The 16,914-nt window shown below is 74.5% G+C and carries 17 protein-coding genes; 8 read left to right on the top strand and 9 right to left on the bottom strand.

The features are described from left to right. Positions 1-12: 12 nt before the first annotated feature. The 4 genes from ACZ3ZE_RS12200 to ACZ3ZE_RS12185 all read left to right on the top strand — a co-directional run bounded on the left by ACZ3ZE_RS12200 (position 13) and on the right by ACZ3ZE_RS12185 (position 3,502). The gene (locus ACZ3ZE_RS12200) at positions 13-1,074 is read left to right on the top strand and encodes a universal stress protein (RefSeq protein WP_467258778.1); all 1,062 of its coding nucleotides are present in this window, start codon (positions 13-15) and stop codon (positions 1,072-1,074) included. Between the two features lie 4 nt (positions 1,075-1,078). After that, positions 1,079-2,026 (top strand): ABC transporter ATP-binding protein, encoded by a 948-nt coding sequence (locus ACZ3ZE_RS12195; protein ID WP_361628564.1) that lies wholly within the window; start codon positions 1,079-1,081, stop codon positions 2,024-2,026. Then, complete coding sequence (locus ACZ3ZE_RS12190) at positions 2,023-2,841, top strand: ABC transporter permease subunit (protein WP_467258776.1); 819 nt, start codon at positions 2,023-2,025, stop codon at positions 2,839-2,841. The genes ACZ3ZE_RS12195 and ACZ3ZE_RS12190 overlap by 4 nt, the downstream gene beginning before the upstream one ends. 97 nt (positions 2,842-2,938) lie before the next feature. Beyond that, positions 2,939-3,502, top strand: coding sequence for an Rv1733c family protein (locus ACZ3ZE_RS12185; RefSeq protein WP_467258773.1), 564 nt, complete (start codon positions 2,939-2,941; stop codon positions 3,500-3,502). 71 nt (positions 3,503-3,573) lie between these two features. Here ACZ3ZE_RS12185 and ACZ3ZE_RS12180 read toward each other — a convergent pair whose 3' ends face one another. Beyond that, positions 3,574-4,524: a LysR family transcriptional regulator gene (locus ACZ3ZE_RS12180; protein WP_361167165.1), complete on the bottom strand. Its 951-nt coding sequence runs from the start codon at positions 4,522-4,524 to the stop codon at positions 3,574-3,576. A 71-nt stretch (positions 4,525-4,595) separates the two neighbouring features. Here ACZ3ZE_RS12180 and ACZ3ZE_RS12175 point away from each other — a divergent pair, with 71 nt between their 5' ends. Then, positions 4,596-5,258 carry a maleylpyruvate isomerase family mycothiol-dependent enzyme gene (locus ACZ3ZE_RS12175; protein WP_361167168.1) on the top strand — a complete coding sequence of 221 codons (663 nt, stop codon included), beginning with the start codon at positions 4,596-4,598 and terminating at the stop codon, positions 5,256-5,258. A 26-nt stretch (positions 5,259-5,284) separates the two neighbouring features. Here the strand turns inward: ACZ3ZE_RS12175 and cynS are convergent, their stop codons facing one another. Together cynS and ACZ3ZE_RS12165 are read right to left on the bottom strand one after the other, a co-directional pair. Further along, positions 5,285-5,755, bottom strand: a complete 471-nt coding sequence (gene cynS / locus ACZ3ZE_RS12170; protein ID WP_361167171.1) for a cyanase — start codon at positions 5,753-5,755, stop codon at positions 5,285-5,287. A gap of 70 nt (positions 5,756-5,825) precedes the next feature. Next, positions 5,826-6,434 carry a carbonic anhydrase gene (locus ACZ3ZE_RS12165; RefSeq protein ID WP_361167174.1) on the bottom strand — a complete coding sequence of 203 codons (609 nt, stop codon included), beginning with the start codon at positions 6,432-6,434 and terminating at the stop codon, positions 5,826-5,828. Positions 6,435-6,573: 139 nt separating this feature from the next. Here ACZ3ZE_RS12165 and cynR point away from each other — a divergent pair, with 139 nt between their 5' ends. Next, the gene (gene cynR, locus ACZ3ZE_RS12160; RefSeq protein ID WP_361628555.1) at positions 6,574-7,587 is read left to right on the top strand and encodes a transcriptional regulator CynR; all 1,014 of its coding nucleotides are present in this window, start codon (positions 6,574-6,576) and stop codon (positions 7,585-7,587) included. On the opposite strand, the gene ACZ3ZE_RS12155 is transcribed toward cynR, so the two are convergent. From ACZ3ZE_RS12155 to ACZ3ZE_RS12145, 3 genes are read right to left on the bottom strand one after another with little or no spacing between them, the layout of a single operon-like run. Continuing rightward, positions 7,561-9,021 carry an MBL fold metallo-hydrolase RNA specificity domain-containing protein gene (locus ACZ3ZE_RS12155; protein ID WP_467258770.1) on the bottom strand — a complete coding sequence of 487 codons (1,461 nt, stop codon included), beginning with the start codon at positions 9,019-9,021 and terminating at the stop codon, positions 7,561-7,563. The genes cynR and ACZ3ZE_RS12155 overlap by 27 nt on opposite strands. A gap of 34 nt (positions 9,022-9,055) precedes the next feature. Beyond that, positions 9,056-10,069: an Acg family FMN-binding oxidoreductase gene (locus tag ACZ3ZE_RS12150; RefSeq protein WP_442305852.1), complete on the bottom strand. Its 1,014-nt coding sequence runs from the start codon at positions 10,067-10,069 to the stop codon at positions 9,056-9,058. 41 nt (positions 10,070-10,110) lie between these two features. After that, positions 10,111-10,749 carry a CBS domain-containing protein gene (locus ACZ3ZE_RS12145; RefSeq protein ID WP_467258768.1) on the bottom strand — a complete coding sequence of 213 codons (639 nt, stop codon included), beginning with the start codon at positions 10,747-10,749 and terminating at the stop codon, positions 10,111-10,113. Between the two features lie 322 nt (positions 10,750-11,071). On the opposite strand from ACZ3ZE_RS12145, the gene ACZ3ZE_RS12140 reads away from it, so the two are divergent. Continuing rightward, the gene (locus ACZ3ZE_RS12140; protein WP_467258764.1) at positions 11,072-11,977 is read left to right on the top strand and encodes a universal stress protein; all 906 of its coding nucleotides are present in this window, start codon (positions 11,072-11,074) and stop codon (positions 11,975-11,977) included. 153 nt (positions 11,978-12,130) lie between these two features. After that, positions 12,131-13,969, top strand: a complete 1,839-nt coding sequence (locus ACZ3ZE_RS12135) for a sensor histidine kinase (RefSeq protein WP_467259278.1) — start codon at positions 12,131-12,133, stop codon at positions 13,967-13,969. On the opposite strand, the gene ACZ3ZE_RS12130 is transcribed toward ACZ3ZE_RS12135, so the two are convergent. From ACZ3ZE_RS12130 to ACZ3ZE_RS12120, 3 genes are all read right to left on the bottom strand, one after another. Further along, on the bottom strand, positions 13,966-14,688 hold the full coding sequence (locus ACZ3ZE_RS12130; protein WP_361167188.1) for a response regulator transcription factor: 723 nt from the start codon (positions 14,686-14,688) through the stop codon (positions 13,966-13,968). The two genes, ACZ3ZE_RS12135 and ACZ3ZE_RS12130, sit on opposite strands and share 4 nt — an antisense overlap. 58 nt (positions 14,689-14,746) lie before the next feature. After that, the gene (locus ACZ3ZE_RS12125; RefSeq protein ID WP_361167191.1) at positions 14,747-15,745 is read right to left on the bottom strand and encodes an aldo/keto reductase family protein; all 999 of its coding nucleotides are present in this window, start codon (positions 15,743-15,745) and stop codon (positions 14,747-14,749) included. 115 nt (positions 15,746-15,860) lie between these two features. Next, positions 15,861-16,820 carry a GlxA family transcriptional regulator gene (locus ACZ3ZE_RS12120; protein WP_361167194.1) on the bottom strand — a complete coding sequence of 320 codons (960 nt, stop codon included), beginning with the start codon at positions 16,818-16,820 and terminating at the stop codon, positions 15,861-15,863. Positions 16,821-16,914 lie beyond the last annotated feature (94 nt).

Below are 16,914 nucleotides of genomic sequence, written 5' to 3'. Positions count from 1 at the left end.
AGGGGAGGGATGATGAGCGGCGAGCACCCCGGCCGAGCGGAACTCGGCAACGTCGTCGTGGGCGTCGACGGCTCGCCCTCCGCGCGGACCGCCGTCCTGTGGGCCGCCTCCGAGGCGGACCGCCGGGGCAGCCGCCTGCACCTCGTGCACGCCGCCGACACCGACCGGCGCGCCCTCTTCGCCGACGCCGAGACGATCCAGGAGGTACGGGAAGCCGGCCGCGACCTGCTGGCCCGCACCGCGCGCCTGGTCGCGGAACGCTTCCCGGACCTCGACGTCACCGGCGAGCTCGGCCGCCAGGAACCGCTCTCCGCCCTCCGCTCGGCCGCCGGTGCCCGCGGGACGATCGTGGTCGGCCACCGCGGCCTCGGCGGCTTCGCCACCCTCATGCTCGGATCCGTGGGGCTGGGCGTGGCGGCCCGCGCCGACGTCCCCGTGATCGTCGTCCGCGGGGAGCGGAACGGTCCCGGCACGGCGTCCGTGACCGCCGCCGTACGCGGCGTAGCGGACCTCGACTGGCTGCCGCTCGCCGCCGCCGAGGCGCAGGCCCGCGAGGCGGCCCTGCGCGTCGTGAGCGTCTGGAACGTACTGACCCAGGTCGGCAGCGTCGCGACCATGCTCGACGACCTGGACGGGATCGCCCGCCAGCGCGTCAGCGAGACCCAGGCGGTCGCCGAACGGATCCGGCGGCTCCACCCCGGACTGGTCGTCGACCACCACGTGGAGACCGGCACGAGCTCCGCCGGGATCCTCGTCGAGGCCAGCGCCCGCACCGACCTCCTCGTGATGGGCCGGGGCCGCCGCCCGCTCGGCGTCGGGCGGTCCCTGGGCCGGGTCGCGCACTCGCTCATCCACCACGCGCACTGCCCGGTGGAGATCGTCCCGCGCGGCTTCGTGACACGGACCACGGACGAGGGGGACGAGGGGGACGAGGGGGACGAGGGGGACGAGGGGGACGACGGGGAGGACGGGGGCGACGGGGAGGACGGGGGCGACGGGGGCGACGGGGACGAGGGGGAGGGGGGCGGGCCGGCGGCGGCCCCAGGCCCTTCGGCCGCCCCGGGCACACACTGAACCTATGGGCGAGACGTGCGCCATCGAGCTCAGCCGGCTGTCCAAGCGATACGGGCCGGTCATCGGCGTGGAGTCGCTCTCCCTGGTCGTGGAGGCGGGGGAGGTCTTCGGCTTCCTCGGCCCCAACGGCGCCGGCAAGACGACGACACTGCGGTGCCTCGTCGGACTGCTCGGCCCCACGGCCGGCCACGCACGGGTCCTCGGCCTCGACCCGATCACGGACCACGCCCGGCTCGCCCCCCAACTCGGCTACCTACCAGGCGAATTGCGCCTCTACCCCGAGCTCACCGGAGCCCAGACCCTCGACCTGCTCACCGCCCTCCAACGCACCCCCTCGCCCCGGCGCCGGGAACTCTGCGCGCGCCTCGACCTCTCCGAACAGGACCTGCGGCGCCCCGTCCTCGGCTACTCCCGGGGCATGAAGCAGAAGCTGGGCCTCGTCCAGGCGCTCCAGCACGATCCCCGCCTCGTCGTCCTCGACGAACCCACGGAAGGCCTGGACCCGCTCGTCCAGGAGACCTTCTACGCGCTCATGGCCGAGGCCGCCGAGGCCGGACGCACCGTGCTGCTCTCCAGCCACGTGCTGCCGGAGGTGCAGCGCGCTTGCGGGCGGGTCGCCATCATCCGCGAGGGGCGGCTCGTCACCGTCGAGCGCGTCGCCGCGCTGCGCGAGGCCCGGGCCCGCCGGATCCGCGTCACCCTCACCGGCCAGGGCCCCGAGCGGCCCCGGAGCCTCGGGGACGCCGACCGCTGGAACCCGCGCTGGCAGGGCGACCGGGCCGAGCTCCTGGTCCCGCCGAGCGACATCACGACCACCCTGCGCACGCTGCTCACCCTCCCCGTCGCCGACATCACCGTGGAGGAGGCGGGCCTCGACGAGGCGTTCCTCGACCTCTACCGCGCCCACCGGCCCGAGCCCCCGCCGCCTCCCCCGACCGGGAGCCCGTCGTGAACGCCCGCCTGCCCCTCCTCTGGCTGTCCCTCCACCGCAGGCGGCGCATGCTCAGCGCCGTACTGATCGGCATGGTGGCCTTCGAGGCGCTCATCGTCGTCGTCACGAACACGATCCCGCCGGAGCAGCTCTTCTCGGGCGGCCGGAAGCCGCCCTCCGCGTACCGGGCGTTCAGCGGCTCCAGCGGGGACGTCTCGATCGCCAGCTACCCGGGGCTGCTCGGCGCGGGCCTGACCCACCCGTTCTGGATCGCCCTCCAGCTGACCGTGATCGGCTCGCTCGCGGCGGGCGCCGTCGCCGCCGACGTGGAATCCGGCACGATCGAACTCGTCATGGTCCGGCCGGTCACCCGCACCCGGCTCCTCGCCGAACGTACCGCCGCCCTCCTCCTCGCCTCCGCCGCCGTGACCGCCGCCGCCACCCTCACCGTCGCGGCGGGCGTGGCACTCTCCCCGAAGATCCACGCCGAGGTCGGCCTCGGCGGCGTCTTCGCCGCCGGACTCATGGGATACGCCTTCACCCTCTGCGTCACGGGACCCGCGCTCGCCGTGTCCGCCGCCGTGGCGCGCCGGGCCCTGGTCCTCGGCGCGGTCGTCGCGATCGGCGCGGTGGGCTTCGCCGTCAACTTCATCGCCCTCGCCTGGGAGCCCGCCGCGCCACTCCGCTACCTCAGCCCGTTCCACTACTACACGCCGGGCGACGCCCTCGCCCACGGCGCGGTCATCTGGTCGCACGTCGCCGTCCTGGCGGGAGCGGGCGCGGTCGGCCTGCTCGCCGCCCGGACGCTGCTGCGGCGCCGGGACCTCACCCGATGACGGTGACGGAGGCCGTGATGGTGAGCGGGCGCCGCGACGCACGGGCCGCCCGGCCCCGCCCCGACGCCCGGCGAGCCGTCCCACCAGGAGGTGTGCCATGACCCACCACGAGTCGCCCCCACGGCGTCGCACCGCCCTGGTCCTCGTCCTGCTGACGGCCCTGATCTGCGGCGCCATCGCCACCGGAGTGCTGTGGACGGCCGGCTCCCGGGCCGACCGCGCCCTCGCGGCCCACCGCCACCAGGTGACGGCGACGACCACGGGACCGGCCGAGGAACTGCCCGTCGCCACCCGGTACGGGACGCGTGCGCAGGCCGTCGCGCCGGCGGCCTGGAGCTACCCCGGCGACGTCCGCAGGACCGGCCGCGTCCCCGTGCCGCCGGGTTCGCCGCGCGGCCGCGCCGTCACCATCTGGGTGGACGACGCCGGCGCCCCGGCCCGGCCCCCGGGCAGCGCGACGAACCGCGCGCTGGTCTCCCTCTCCGGGGGTACGGCCACGGCGACGGCCGTCGGCGCGATGGGCGTGGGCGTCCTGATCTTCGTACGACGGACGGTCGAGGCCCACGGTCTCGCGGCCTGGGAACGCGAGTGGGAGCAGGTGGAGCCGGTGTGGTCGGGCCGGCAGCGGCGGGGCAGCGGGCAGGGGACGGACGAGGACTGACGACGGCTGGCGAAGGCGGACGGCGGCTGACAAAGACTGGCGACGGCTGGCGACGGCTTACGGCTTACGGCTTACGGCGAGCGACGGGCCGGGGACGTGTCCGGCGTCGAGGTCCCGGGCGGGGAGGGGAGGGCTTTGCGCAGGCGGTCGAGGAGGGCTCGGGCGGCGGGGCTCGTGGGGCCGGTGGTGCGCCAGGCGAGGGCGATGCGGGCGCGCATCTCGGGGTGGACGATCGGTAGGGTGCGGAGGAGGTCGCCGGGTGCGCTCTCTCCCGCGGGCAGGACCGCGATGCCCAGGCCCCGGGCGGCGAGCTGCTTGAGGGTGTGCGGGGCCGCCGCCTCGAACGTGACCCGGGGGCGGAACCCCGCCTGCGCGCAGCCGCGTTCGAGCGCCGCGCGTACCCCGGTGCCGCGCGGCAGGCTGATCAGCGGCCGGTCGCGCAGGTCGGCGAGGGGGACGACGCCCGTGTCGCCGGCGCGGGCGAGGAGCGGGTCGCCGGGTGCGACGGCGGCGACCAGCGGGACGTCGATCACCAGGTGGAAGGCGGCTCCCGGCGGCGGCACCTCGTCCGCTGTCCCGAGGACGGCGATGTCGAGCTCGCCGGCGAGGAGCGCGGCCTGCATCCGCTCCGTGCTGTCCTCGGTGAGCGCCACCTCCACCGCGGGGTGGTCGGCGTGGAAGTCCGCGAGGAAGGCGGCGATGTCGAAGGCGTGCCCGGTGGCTCCGAAGACCATCCCGAGCGTGACCCGGCCGCGCAGCAGCCCCGTGTACGCGTCCACCGTCTCCCGCACCGCGTCCGCCGCCGCCAGTGCGGCGCGGGCGTAGGGCAGGACCGCCCGGCCCGCCTCCGTCGGCGTCACCGAACGGCCCGAGCGGTCGAGCAGCGGCTGCCCCAACTCCTTCTCCAGCTGCCGGATCTGGGCGCTGAGGCCGGGCTGGGCCAGATGCAGCCGGGCCGCGGCGCGGGTGAAACCACCTTCCTCGACGACCGACACGAAGTAGCGCAGCTGACGCAGTTCCATAAGCAACGATTCTAGAAGGCAGCAGAACTATCTATTGGATCTATCGCCCGGCAGGCCGCAGGCTGGGACGCATGGAGACCGTGACCGCCAGCAAGCGGAAGAACACCGAGGTCAGGGACGCGATCGCGGCGGAACGCCGGGAACTGGCGGACCTGTTCGACGGCCTGTCGGCCGAGCAGTGGAACGAGCCGAGCCTGTGCGCGGGATGGCGGGTCCGCGAGGTCGTGGCGCACATGTCGACGGGGTTCCGGCTCTCCCTGCCCCGGACGCTCGGCGAGCTGGTCACGGCGCGCGGGAACCTGCACCGCATGACCGACCGGGTCGCCCGCAGGGACGCGGCCGCCCATTCCGCCGAGACCCTCGCCGGCTTCCTGCGGGACAACGCCGACCACCCGTGGACGCCACCGGTCGGCGGGCTCCCGGGGGCGCTCGGCCACGACGTGGTGCACGGCCTGGACGTCACCGTGGCGCTCGGCCTCGACCGGCGCGTCCCCGAGGACCGGCTGCGCATCCTGCTGGACCGGACCCGGCCCGGCGGCCTCAGGTTCTTCGGTGTCGATCTCGCCGGGGTGCGGCTCTGCGCCGAGGACCTCGACTGGACGTACGGCTCCGGCGCCCCCCTGTCCGGCACCGCCCAGGACCTCCTGCTGCTGACCTTCGGCCGCGGGCTTCCGGCCGGCCGCCTCCGAGGAGAGGCCGCCGGCCGCTTCACCCGACCCGCCGAGGAGGCGTGAACCGCGCGCGGATCCGGGCCTCGGGATCAGAAGGGCTTGGTCGGCAGGTACTTGCCGTCCAGCGTGATGACGGCGCGCTCGCCGCCCTCGGGGTCGGCGACCTTCTTCACGTCCAGCTTGAAGTTGATCGCGGAGATGATGCCGTCCCCGAACTCCTCGTGGACCAGGGCCTTGAGGGTGGTGCCGTAGACCTGGAGCATCTCGTAGAAGCGGTAGATCGTCGGGTCGGTCGGGATGCCGCCGGGGATCGAGCCGCGGGTCGGGATGGTCTGCAGCAGCAGCGCCGCGTCCTCGTCCAGACCCAGCAGCTCGGCGACCGCCTTCGCCGAGGCCTCCGGCAGCGCGTGCTGGCCGAGGACGGCGGCGGTCACGAACGCGACGGACAGGCCGGCGACGTCGGAGATCTGCTGCCAGGACAGGTCCTTGCGGGTCTTGGCCTCGACGGCGGCGATGGCCAGGGACTGGCGGGCGCTCGGGTCGAACTGTGCGTGCACCATGGGGTGTCTCCTTCTGTGTTCGGTGTTCTGTGTGTTCGGTGGGACGGGGATGTTGGGGAGGGGCGGGAGGTCAGGCCGCGGCCGCCGGGGCGGTGTCGGCTCCGGTGGTGGAGGCCAGTTCCTCCACGCCCCCGGTGCCGATGTCGTAGACCCAGCCGCGGAGGGTGATCCGCCGCTCGGCCAGGGCGCGGGCGACCGACGGGTGGGTGGCCAGGTTCGCCAGCTGGGCCAGCACGTTCTGGCGTACGAGGGCGGGGATGTCACCGGCGGCGGTACGGGCCCGGGAGGCGTCGGCGTGCCGCAGCCAGGCCGCGACCGCGGGGGCGCCGCTGAGGTCGTGCCCCTGGGCGAGCGCGGTCATCGCACCGCACGCGGAGTGACCGCAGACGACGATGTCCCGCACGCCCAGCGCGGCCACGGCGTACTCGATGCTCGCCGCCACACCGTCCACGCCAGGGGTGTGGGCGGGCACCAGGTTCCCGGCCGTGCGGATGACGAACAGGTCGCCCGGCTCGGTGCCGGTGATCAGCTCGGGGACGACACGGGCGTCGGAGCAGCTGATGAACAGCGTGTGCGGCGTGTGGTGCGTGGCCAGGCGGGCGAAGAGCTCCGCCTTGGCCGGGAAGACGTCCCGCTGGAAACGGGCGACGCCCTCGGCGAGGTCCTGCGTGGATCGCATGGGTCACTCCCTTCTGTGGCCGCCGGCCCCTTTCGGTGCCGGCGAGATCCACCATGCACGACCTGCGGCTATAGCGTCCAAGACTTGCTGACGATAGGAGCTAGTGGTGCCATCTATGGTCCGGTCTATAGTGGTGCGCATGGCCGCTGCACTGGAACTGCGTCACCTGCGCTATCTGCTCGCCGTCGCCGAGCACGGCAACTTCACCCGCGCCGCGGAGGACCTGCGCATCTCCCAGCCGACGCTCTCCCAGCAGGTCAGGCAGCTGGAACGCACCCTCGGCGTGCAGCTCCTGGACCGCAGCGGGCGCACGGTGCGGCTCACCGACGCCGGTGCCGTCTACGCCGAGCACGCCCGGCGCGCGCTGCGCGACCTGGCCGCCGCCGAACACGCCGTCCGCGACGTCCAGGACCTCTCCAGCGGGTACCTGCGCCTGGGCGTCACCCCGACGTTCACCGCCTACCTCGTCGGCCCGCTCGCCGCCGCACTCCACACCCGCCACCCCGGCATCGGCCTGACCCTGACCGAGACGACCCAGGACCGGATCGAAGCCGCCCTGCTCGCCGACGAACTCGACCTGGGCATCGCCTTCGCCGGACCGCACCCGCCCGGCATCGCCGCCGCACCGCTCTTCACCGAGACCCTCGGCCTCGTCACCGCCGCCGGGCCCGGGCCGACGCCTCCGGGCGCGGGAACGGGCGCGGGCGCGAGCCCGGACTCCGCCCCCGCCCCGCTACCGGTCCACGCCCTGGCCGACCGGCAACTCGCCCTCCTCAGCGGTGACTTCGCCACCCGCGCCCATATCGACGCCTACCTCGCCGCCCACCGCGTCGCCCCTCGCATCACGGTGGAGGCCAACTCCATCCAGGCCCTCACGGAGATCGTCCGGCGCGGCCCGCTCGCCACCGTCCTGCCCGACGCCATCACCCACGACCACCCCCACCTCACACCCGTCCCCCTCGACCCGCCCCTGCCCGCCCGGACCGTCACGCTCCTGCACCGGCAGGGCGCGTATCACAGCGCCGCCACCCGCGCCTTCGCCCGGATCACCCAGGACCTCGTCCGGACGCGCGGCTACACCGGCGCCGGGGCGGAGGGGCCGGTGCCGGGTCGCGATCCGGCGGCCTCACCGGACCAGCACCGACTCGCCTGAGCGGGGGACGACGGCCGTCCAGCCCAACTCGCGGTCGATGCGGTCGCGCAGCGCCTGTGAGGCGTCCGGCTCGCCGTGGACGAGGTACGTGGTGTGCGGGGCCGGGGCGCCGCGCAGCCAGTCCATGATCTGTGCGGCGTCCGCGTGGGCCGAGAAGTGCGGGACGTCGACGACCTCGGCGCGTACGGGCACGTACGTACCGAACATCTTCAGCGTCCGGACCCCGTCGACCAGGTCCCGCGCCCGCGTGCCCGCGGCGGCGAAGCCGACCACGACCACCGCGTTGCGCGGGTCGGGCAGCAGCCGCCGCAGATGGTGCAGGACCCGGCCGCCGGTGGCCATGCCGGCCGAGGAGACGATGACGGCGGGGCCGGGGGCGCTGTTGATCTCGATCGACTCCTGGACCGTACGGGCAGCCAGGAACGGCTCCGGGCTGAGCGCCGCCTCTCCCCGGGCCAGGACCTCGGGGCGCAGCTCCGCCGACCGTTCGCGTACGGCGTCCCGGTACACGTCCAGGGCGGCCAGGGCCATCGGGCTGTCCACGTACACGGGGACCGACCGGGGCAGGACGCCCGTCTCGCGCAGCCGGGTCAGCTCGTGCAGGACGACCTCGGTGCGGTCGATCGCGAAGGCCGGGACGACGACGGTGCCGCCACGGGCGAGGGTGCGCCCGACGGCGGCGGCGAACGAGGACCGCGCGGAGTCGTGGTCGTGGCGCCGGTCGCCGTACGTCGACTCCATGAGCAGCACGTCGGCGCCGGAGAACGGTTCGGGCGGCAGCAGCAGCGGGTGTCCGGGCCGCCCCAGGTCACCCGAGACGGCCAGGGTGTGCCCGTCCTCCAGCGTGAGGCGGGCCCACGCCGACCCGAGGATGTGCCCGCCGTGGTGGAGCGTCAGCCGGGTGCCCGCCATGATCTCCACCTCGGCGCCGACCGGGACCGGGTCGAAGAACGAGAGCGTCTTCTCGACGTCCGCTTCGTCGTAGAGCGGCTTGGCCGGGCGGTGCTTGGACCAGCCGTGCTCGTCGGCGTGGCGGGCCGCCTCCATCTGGAGCCGGGCACTGTCGCGCAGCACGATCCCCGCGAGCCGGGCGGTGGGGGCGCTGGCCAGGATCGGGCCCCGGAAGCCCTGCCGCACCAGGCGCGGCAGATAGCCGCAGTGGTCCAGGTGGGCGTGGGTGACGACCACGGCGCGGATGTCGGCGGCGTCCCGCGCGAACCGCTCCCAGTTGCGCCGACGCAGCCGGGCGAAGCCCTGGAAGAGGCCGCAGTCCAGCAGGATCCGGGCCCGGTCGCTCTCGACGAGGAACGTGCTCCCGGTGACCGTCCCCACGCCGCCCAGGAAGCTGAGCAGGGCCGGGCGTGCCGGGCCGGAGGCGGGCGCGGGGGCGGAGGCGGGTGCGGGGGAGGTGTGCGTGGCTGCTGCCTTGGACATGATCGTCGCCCTCCTTGCGGTACGTGCCGGTCGCTCAGGCGATGTCGAGCACCTCCGAGACGGGGCGGCGCGGGGTGGCCCGGCCGCGGGGTCCGTATCCCAGGCGGAGCACCATGTGGACGAAGCCCATGGTGGACTCGGGATCCCTGGCGAGGGAGCGCAGTTCGGGCCACTCCAGGGGCTGCGACATGAGCGACGCGGACAGCCCGTCGAGGGTGGCCCGGAGCAGGATCCGCTGCATCGCCTGACCGGCCGCCAGCCACTCCCGCGGGGTGTCCCCGGTCGTGCCGAGGAGGGCGATCTGGGGCTCCTTCTCGAAGGTCGCCGAGGTACGGGCGGCGACCCGCCGCGAGGGGTCGAAGTCCCGGACCGGGGAGGTCACGTCGTACTGGCGCGGCCCCATCGCGTAAGCGGGGATCCCCTCGCCCGCCGTGCCGTCGCCCGCCGTGCCCTCGCCCGCCGTCCCCGTACGGGTCCAGGCGGCGATCTCCGCCCGGACCGACATGCTCGCGGCCTCGAACAGCTCGGAGGCGTGGACCAGGCCCAGGACCGTGTCCGTGTGCCAGGCTCCCGGTACGACGAGCCGGCAGCCCTCCCGTACGGCCTCGGCGCTCAGCCCGTCAAGGAGCTCGGCGGGGATCCGTTCCTCGGTGAACGGGAAACGGCTGGTGTGCCGTTCCCGCAGCGCGGGCCGGAAGACGGCCAGGTCCTCCTCCCCGTCCTCGGACGCGGGCTCCCGGAGGTCCACGTCCGCGAGATGCCAGGGGTTCCCCGGGTCGGGCAGAAGCCGGGCCGCGGCGTGCAGCCCATGGTGCGCGGCGCCGACCCGCAGGCCGAACAGGGCCGCGCCGCAGCCGAGATGGAGCGCGCGGTGGTCGGGGTCCTCGCGCGGCATGCCGCGTGCCGGGTCGCCGTACAGCTCGACGGTGTCCGTCCCGGGCCGGTGGACGAACCTCCACGGCTGCGCGTTGTGCATCGAAGGCGCGGTGACGGCGTCCTCGACCAGCTCCGTCACGAGCGGCCTGGTCAGGGGAAGGGTGCTGGACACGGATCGACCGTCCTGTCTGAAGGGCGCCCGGTGAACGCGGGTCACCACGGGATGTCCTGTGCGGCGCGTGCGGAGGTGGTGGAGGGTGCGGTGGTGGGGACCGTGTCGTCCTCGGGGCCGGCCAGCCGGTCCACGACGGCGACGACGCCGTCCACCCGCTCGGCGAGTCCCACGAGGACCCGGGCACGGCTCCGCCGCCGTACCCGCCCTTCGAGTGTCACCACACCGTCCATGACGTGCACGTCCACCGCGTCCCGGGGCAGGCCCATGGCCTCCGCCAGGACGTCCACCCGTATGCGGTGCCGGATCTCCGCGTCCGGACGGAGGTAGACGCACAGCAGATCGCGGCGGGTCACGATGCCCACCAGCCGTTCCTCCTCGTCGACGACGGGTAGGCGCTCCACCCCGCGGCGCACCATCAGCCGGGCCGCGTCCGCGACCGTCTCCTCCGCGTACACGGTGACGGCCGGGGCCGTCATCAGCTCCCGTGCGCTGCTCCGACGGCGGGCCAGCAGGTCGGACTCGGAGACGACGCCGATGACGTGCTCGTCCTCGTCGACGACCGGCAGTCCGCTGATGTCGTGCTCGGCGAGCAGCTTCGCCAAGTGCTTGAACGGAGTCGAGGGGACGGCGGAGACCACGTCGTCCGACATCAGGCCGCCGACCTTCATGTGCTTCATCACCGCGCCTCCTGTCGCGTCGTCTCCCGCCCCACCACTGTCCGCCGTGGCGCTCGTGCGGCGCGAGGGGCCGAATGGTCCCCCGTCCGGACCGACCGGACCCTCCCGCCCCGGCGGGGACCCGGCCGGCAAGGGAGGGACCTTCGGCCCCGGACTTGCCCCCAGCGGCCCTCCGGCCGCCCGCCGGCGGGATGCCACGGTGGAAGCAGGCGCACGGACCGAGCGAGGAGGAGCCATGGACGGAAGGGACGGGAGGGACGGGAGCGGCGGAAGGGACGGAAGGGATGGGAGGGATGTGAGGCACGGGAGAGGTCGGAAGGACGTGACGGAGGGGCGGCGGGACGGGGCGTCCGAGCGCTTCGGCTTCGGCAGGGTCGTGGTCGGCGTCGACGGCTCGGCCTCCTCGCGTACGGCCGTACGGTGGGCCGCCGCGGAGGCGGTCCTGCGCGGCAGCGGCCTCTGCCTGGTCCACGCGACGGACACCGACGCGGCGCCCGGCCCCCTCTCCCGCGAGGAGACCGCCCGCCGCCGGCGGGCGGGCCTCGATCTGCTCGCCACCGCCGCCGAGACGGTGGCGGCGCGCCACGCCGCCCTGGCCGTCGGCACGAGGCTCGGTACCGGCCCGCCCGCCGTGGTCCTGCGCACCGCCGCCGGCCCGCGCGGCACGATCGGCGTGGGGCACGGGGGCGCGGGCGGGCTCTCCTCGCTCCGGCTCGGCTCGGTCGCCTTCGACATCGCCTCGGACGCCGCCACGCCGGTCGTCGTCGTGCGCGGGGCCGCCGACCCCGCCGAGGCAGGTGCCGTCCTCGCCGGCGTCCGCGACGCGGACGACCTGGACTGCGCCAGGGAAGCGGCCAGGGAGGCCCGGTTGCGCAAGGCGCCCCTGCGGCTCCTGCACGTGTGGGCCATGGCCTCGCACGTCGGTGTACGGGGTGGCCTGAGCGGCGGTACGCGGGAGACGGCCCGCGCCCACGTGCGCGCGGAGAACGAGATCGCCGAGCGCCTGCGGGAGGAGTTCCCGGAGCTCACCCTGCTCGCCGACGGCGAGAAGAGCCACAGCGTGCCCGACGCCCTCGTCGACGCCTCCCGCGACGCCGACCTGCTGGTCGTCGGCGGCCCACGGGCGCCCGGGCACCTCGGACGCACCTCCCTCGCGCTGCTTCAGCACGCCCACTGCCCCGTGGAGCTGATCCCCCGACGCGGACCGGGACCCGGGAACGCCGCCTGAGGGGGGAGCGGGACCGGGGGCGGGGACCGGGCCGCCCGGCTACGGTGAAAGCGGGCCGGCCGCGCGGCGCCGCACGCCCGGTACGGCGGGCGCCGGAGACCGGAGACCGGAGACCGGCGGCGGGAAGGCCGGAGGTGGCGATGTGGCGTGACCATGGGGCGTGACGATCCCGCGCGGGCCCACAGCGGGCTGCCTCGCCTGCGACTCGACGAGCTGCTCGACGAGCTCCAGGCGCGCATCGACGAGGTGCGGGGCACCCGTGACCGGCTCAACGGGCTGCTCGAAGCCGTCATGTCCGTCGGCCGTGAACTGGACCTGCCCCAGGTGCTGCGGGGCATCGTGGAAGCGGCCGTGACGCTCGTGGACGCCGAGTACGGGGCGCTGGGCGTCATCGGCGAGGACCGGCGGCTGTCGGCGTTCCTGCCCGTCGGCATCGACGACGAGCTGCGCGAACGGATCGGCGCTCTCCCCTCCGGCCACGGCCTGCTCGGCGAACTGATCCGCAACCCCAAACCACTGCGCCTCGCCGAGCTCTCCGAGCATCCCGCCTCCTACGGCTTCCCCGCCCACCATCCGCCGATGCACTCGTTCCTCGGCGTGCCCGTGCGCGTCCGCGACGAGGTGTTCGGCAACCTCTACCTCACCGAGAAGCGGGGCGGCGCCGACTTCGACGCGGAGGACGAGGCCGTCGTCACGACGCTGGCCGTCGCGGCCGGCATCGCCATCGAGAACGCCCGCCTGTACGAGGAAGGGCGGCTGCGGCAGCGCTGGCTGGCCGCGAGCTCGGCGCTGACCAGCGCCCTGCTGTCCGGCAGGGCCGAGACCGAGGTCCTCGACGGCATGCTGGAGCAGGCCGTGGACATCGCCGGCGCGGACATGGGCGCGTTCTACCTCGTGGGCCCGGGCGGCGAGCTGCGCGGCTCGCTGGCGCGCGGCGTGGGCGCCGATGAGCACCGGGGCGTCGTGCTGCCGAGCAGCGAGGGCACCCTCGCCGCGGCGGCCCTCGCCCGGGACGGGCTGATCACGGTCGCGGACGTCGAGAGCGACGAACGCGTCACCGCGCAGCCGGAGCGGTGGCGGGGCTTCGGTCCCGCCGTGGCCGTCACGGTCGGTACGAAGGAACGCCTGAGCGGCGTGCTGATCCTGGCGCGACGCCAGGGTCGGCCACCGTTCACCGGAGCCGGGATCGCCGCCCTCCCCGGCTTCGCCGACCAGGCGGCCCTCGCCCTCGAACTGGCCGACCGCCGCCGCGACTCCGAGCAGGTGAGCCTCCTGGAGGACCGCGACCGCATCGCCCGCGACCTGCACGACCTCGCGATCCAGCGCCTGTTCGCGACCGGGATGACCCTGCAGAGCGCCCGCCGGTTCGTCGAGCACCCGGAGGCCTCGGACCGGCTGAACCGGGCGATCGACGAGCTCGACGCCACTATCAAGATCATCCGGTCGACCATCTTCGGTCTCCGCGAGCACCCGGCCCCCGGAACCGCGCCCAAGCTCAGGAACCGCATCGTCACGGTGGTCGACTCGGCCGCCTCGACCCTCGGCTTCGCCCCCGCCCTGCGCATGGAGGGTCTGCTCGACACGGACGTGCCGCCCGGCACCGCCGACGAGGTCGTCGCCGTCATCGGCGAGGCGCTCACCAACGTGGCCCGGCATTCCGGGGCCCGCCGCGCCGAGGTGACGGCCGTCGCCCAGGACGGCGTCCTGACCGTGTCCGTGAGCGACGACGGCGTGGGCATCCCGTCCGGCACGCCCCGCAGCGGCCTGCGCAACCTCTCCGAGCGCGCCGAACGACTGGGCGGCACCCTGTCGCTCACCGCCCGCCCGGAGGGGGCGGGAGGCACGCTGCTGGAATGGCGGGTCCCGCTGACGGTGGAGCAGGAGCAGGAGAGGGGATCGGAGCCGGAGAGGGGATCGGAACCGGAACCGGAATCGGGGCCCGCATCAGGCCAGGGCCCCGGCCCGGGGAGTCCGGGCCCGGTTCGCGACTAGGCCTCTCCGCGCCCGTACCCCTGCACGGCATGGGGATCGTGATCGGGGTCGTGATCGTGTTCATGGGCCTGCGCGGCGATCACAGCCGCCTGGACCCGGCGTTCCACGCCCAGTTTGCCCAGCAGGCGGGAGATGTGGTTCTTGACCGTCTTCTCGGACAGGTAGAGCCGCTTGGCGATCTGGCGGTTGGTGAGTCCCTCGCCGATGAGTTCGAGTACGGACCGTTCCCGTTCGGACAGTACGGCCAGCCGCTCGTCCTCCGGGGGCTTCGCCGTCTCGGGATGCCGCAGTGAGCGCATCAGCCGGGCGGTGGTCGCCGGGTCGAGCATCGACTGGCCGGTGGCCACGGTCCGTACCGCGGCCACCAGGTCCGAGCCCTTGATCTGCTTGAGCACGTACCCGGCCGCCCCTGCCATGATCGCGTCGATGAGGGCGTCCTCGTCGTCGAACGAGGTCAGCATCAGGCAGGCAAGGCCGGGCACCCGGGAGCGGAGCTCCCGGCAGACGGAGATGCCGTCGCCGTCGGGCAGGCGTACGTCCAGCACGGCCACGTCCGGCCGCAGCGCGGGGCCTCGGGCGAGCGCCTGGTCCGCCGTCGACGCCTCGCCGACCACCTCCAGGTCGGCCTCGTCGTCGATCAGGTCGCGCAGCCCCCGGCGAACCACCTCGTGGTCGTCCACGAGGAAGACCCGGGTGACTGCCGCGGATGCCTCGGTCATGCCTAGATTGTCCCAGTTCCTCCGCCCGGCCCGCTCGGGCGACGCCCTCCGGCCCCGCTCAGCGGCGCTTGACGCCTGCCTGGGCGTTCGGTGCCAGGGTGGGCTCGGTCAGCGGGGCGTCGCCGAGGGCGCGGTCGACGGCGGCCAGCAGGTCGGGGGAGAGGTCGACCCCGGAGGCGGCGGCGTTGGCGTGGACCTGCTCGGGGCGGGAGGCGCCGGTGATGGCGGAGGCGACCTCGGAGCGGCGCAGCACCCAGGCCAGGGCGAGGGTGGGGAGGGAGAGGCCGGCCTCCTCCGCGATCGGCACCAGGCGCTGGACGGCCTCCAGGTTCGCCTCGTTGTAGACGAGATCGCGGGCGCCCGCCATCGCGTCGTTGGCGAAGCGGCTGCCCTCGGGGACGGGCTGCCCCGGGCGGTACTTGCCGGTCAGGACGCCCTGGGCGAGCGGGGACCAGACGATGTTGGAGATGCCGTGGGCCTCGGTGAGGTCGAAGAGCCCGGCCTCCGGGGCCTGCCAGAGCATGGAGTACTGCGGCTGGGAGGAGACGAAGAGCTCCGGGCCCGCGAGGTCGATCGCCGCCTGGATCTGCTCGTTCGTCCACTCGCTGAAGCCGAGGTAGCGGGCCTTGCCCTGCTCGACGACCTTCTGGAACGCCTCGATCGTCTCCTCGATCGGTACGGCCGGGTCGAAGCGGTGGGCCTGGTAGAGGTCGACGTGGTCGGTCCTCAGCCGGGTCAGTGAGGCGTCGATCTGCTTCGCGATCTGCTCGGCGGACAGGCCCCTGTCGGCCGGGTCGTCCGACATGGGGCCCCAGACCTTGGTGGCCAGGACGTACGAGTCGCGGGGGTGCGACGACAGGATCTCGCCCCAGGCCGCCTCGGCCGCCCCGCGGCCGTACACGTTGGCCGTGTCGAAGAAGTTGATGCCGGCGTCGAAGGCCGCCTCCGTGCAGGCGCGGGTCGCGTCCGCCTCGACGCCGCCGGAGTAGGTGAGCCAGGAACCGAGCGAGATCTCCGAGACCTCCAGGTCCGAGTTGCCCAGCTTGCGGTACCGCATGGGGGACTTCCTTTCGCAGCGGAAAGAATCACGTACATGCTCAGGCGTCCAACCTAGGCCGCCCACCCCCGCGGGCGCCCGCACATTCGCCGCGCATCCCGCCGGTCGCGGGCGGCTACGGCGTGCGGGTGAAGGAACGGCGGTACGTGCGCGGGGGCACCCCGCGGCGGCGCACGAACTGCTCGCGCAGTACGGCCGCGCTGCCGTAGCCCACCCGGCGGGCGATCTCCTCGACCGGCAGGTCCGTGGTCTCCAGGAGCTCCTCGGCCCCGCTCAGGCGCAGTTCCCGCAGCCAGGCGTGCGGGGTCGTCCCGGTCGCGGCGGTGAAGCGGCGTGCGAAGGAGCGCTTGCTCATCATGGCGCGCCGGGCCAACTCGGCTACGGGCAGGGGCTCGTGCAGATGGGCCCGGGCCCAGCCGAGGACCTCCGCGAGCCGTTCGTCCTCGCCGTCCTCGGGGACGGGCGCGGCCAGGTACTGCGCCTGCCCGCCGTCGCGGTGCGAGGGCAGCACCATGTCCCGGGACACCGCGTTGGCGAGGGCGGCGCCGTGCTCGCGCCGCAGCAGGTGCAGGCACAGGTCGAAGCCGGCCGCCGCGCCCGCGCCCGTGACGATCCGCCCCTGGTCCACGTAGAGGGCGTCGGCTTCGACGTCGACCAGCGGGTGACGGCTCGCCAGCAGGTCGGCGAACCGCCAGTGGGTGGTGGCCCGTTGGCCGTCGAGCAGCCCGGCGGCGGCCAGCGTGAACGTACCGACGCAGTGGGCGGCCACCAGCGCGCCGCGCGCGTACGCCGCCGACAGTGCCTCCAGGACGGCGGGCCCCGGCGGGGTGCGGAACCCGGCCCCCGGCAGGGCGAGTACGAGATCCGCGGCGGCCAGCCGCTCCAGGCCGCCCTCGACGGCCAGCGGCACTCCGAAGTCCGTGGGCACGGGCCGGTCCGGGCGGTCGGTGCACAGGGCGAAGTCGAAGCCGGGGAATTCCTTCCCGTGCGGACCGAACACCTCGGCGACGATGCCGACGGCCAACATGCCGACACCGGGCGGGGCATAGGCGGCGACGGTACGGAAGGCGGGCATCCGCGCAGTCTGGCACAGGGGTCGCGGAGGACTTGGCACTTTTCCTGTGATCAGTGGCATCAGTGCCACTCGTGAGGCCCGGGCCCCCTCGGCA

The organism is Streptomyces sp. NPDC023157 (assembly GCF_055560575.1).
Note: the sequence above shows the minus strand (reverse complement) of the source record. Positions and strands in the feature narration are given on the sequence as shown.

Coding starts and splice junctions, on each gene's coding strand:
- ACZ3ZE_RS12145 (WP_467258768.1), bottom strand. CDS start 10,749: ATGAAGCACATGAAGGTCGGCGGCCTGATGTCGGACGACGTGGTCTCC.
- ACZ3ZE_RS12125 (WP_361167191.1), bottom strand. CDS start 15,745: ATGCGGTACCGCAAGCTGGGCAACTCGGACCTGGAGGTCTCGGAGATC.
- ACZ3ZE_RS12195 (WP_361628564.1), top strand. CDS start 1,079: ATGGGCGAGACGTGCGCCATCGAGCTCAGCCGGCTGTCCAAGCGATAC.
- ACZ3ZE_RS12180 (WP_361167165.1), bottom strand. CDS start 4,524: ATGGAACTGCGTCAGCTGCGCTACTTCGTGTCGGTCGTCGAGGAAGGT.
- ACZ3ZE_RS12165 (WP_361167174.1), bottom strand. CDS start 6,434: ATGCGATCCACGCAGGACCTCGCCGAGGGCGTCGCCCGTTTCCAGCGG.
- ACZ3ZE_RS12185 (WP_467258773.1), top strand. CDS start 2,939: ATGACCCACCACGAGTCGCCCCCACGGCGTCGCACCGCCCTGGTCCTC.
- ACZ3ZE_RS12175 (WP_361167168.1), top strand. CDS start 4,596: ATGGAGACCGTGACCGCCAGCAAGCGGAAGAACACCGAGGTCAGGGAC.
- ACZ3ZE_RS12155 (WP_467258770.1), bottom strand. CDS start 9,021: ATGTCCAAGGCAGCAGCCACGCACACCTCCCCCGCACCCGCCTCCGCC.
- ACZ3ZE_RS12130 (WP_361167188.1), bottom strand. CDS start 14,688: ATGACCGAGGCATCCGCGGCAGTCACCCGGGTCTTCCTCGTGGACGAC.
- cynR (WP_361628555.1), top strand. CDS start 6,574: ATGGCCGCTGCACTGGAACTGCGTCACCTGCGCTATCTGCTCGCCGTC.
- ACZ3ZE_RS12135 (WP_467259278.1), top strand. CDS start 12,131: ATGGGGCGTGACGATCCCGCGCGGGCCCACAGCGGGCTGCCTCGCCTG.
- ACZ3ZE_RS12120 (WP_361167194.1), bottom strand. CDS start 16,820: ATGCCCGCCTTCCGTACCGTCGCCGCCTATGCCCCGCCCGGTGTCGGC.
- cynS (WP_361167171.1), bottom strand. CDS start 5,755: ATGGTGCACGCACAGTTCGACCCGAGCGCCCGCCAGTCCCTGGCCATC.
- ACZ3ZE_RS12200 (WP_467258778.1), top strand. CDS start 13: ATGAGCGGCGAGCACCCCGGCCGAGCGGAACTCGGCAACGTCGTCGTG.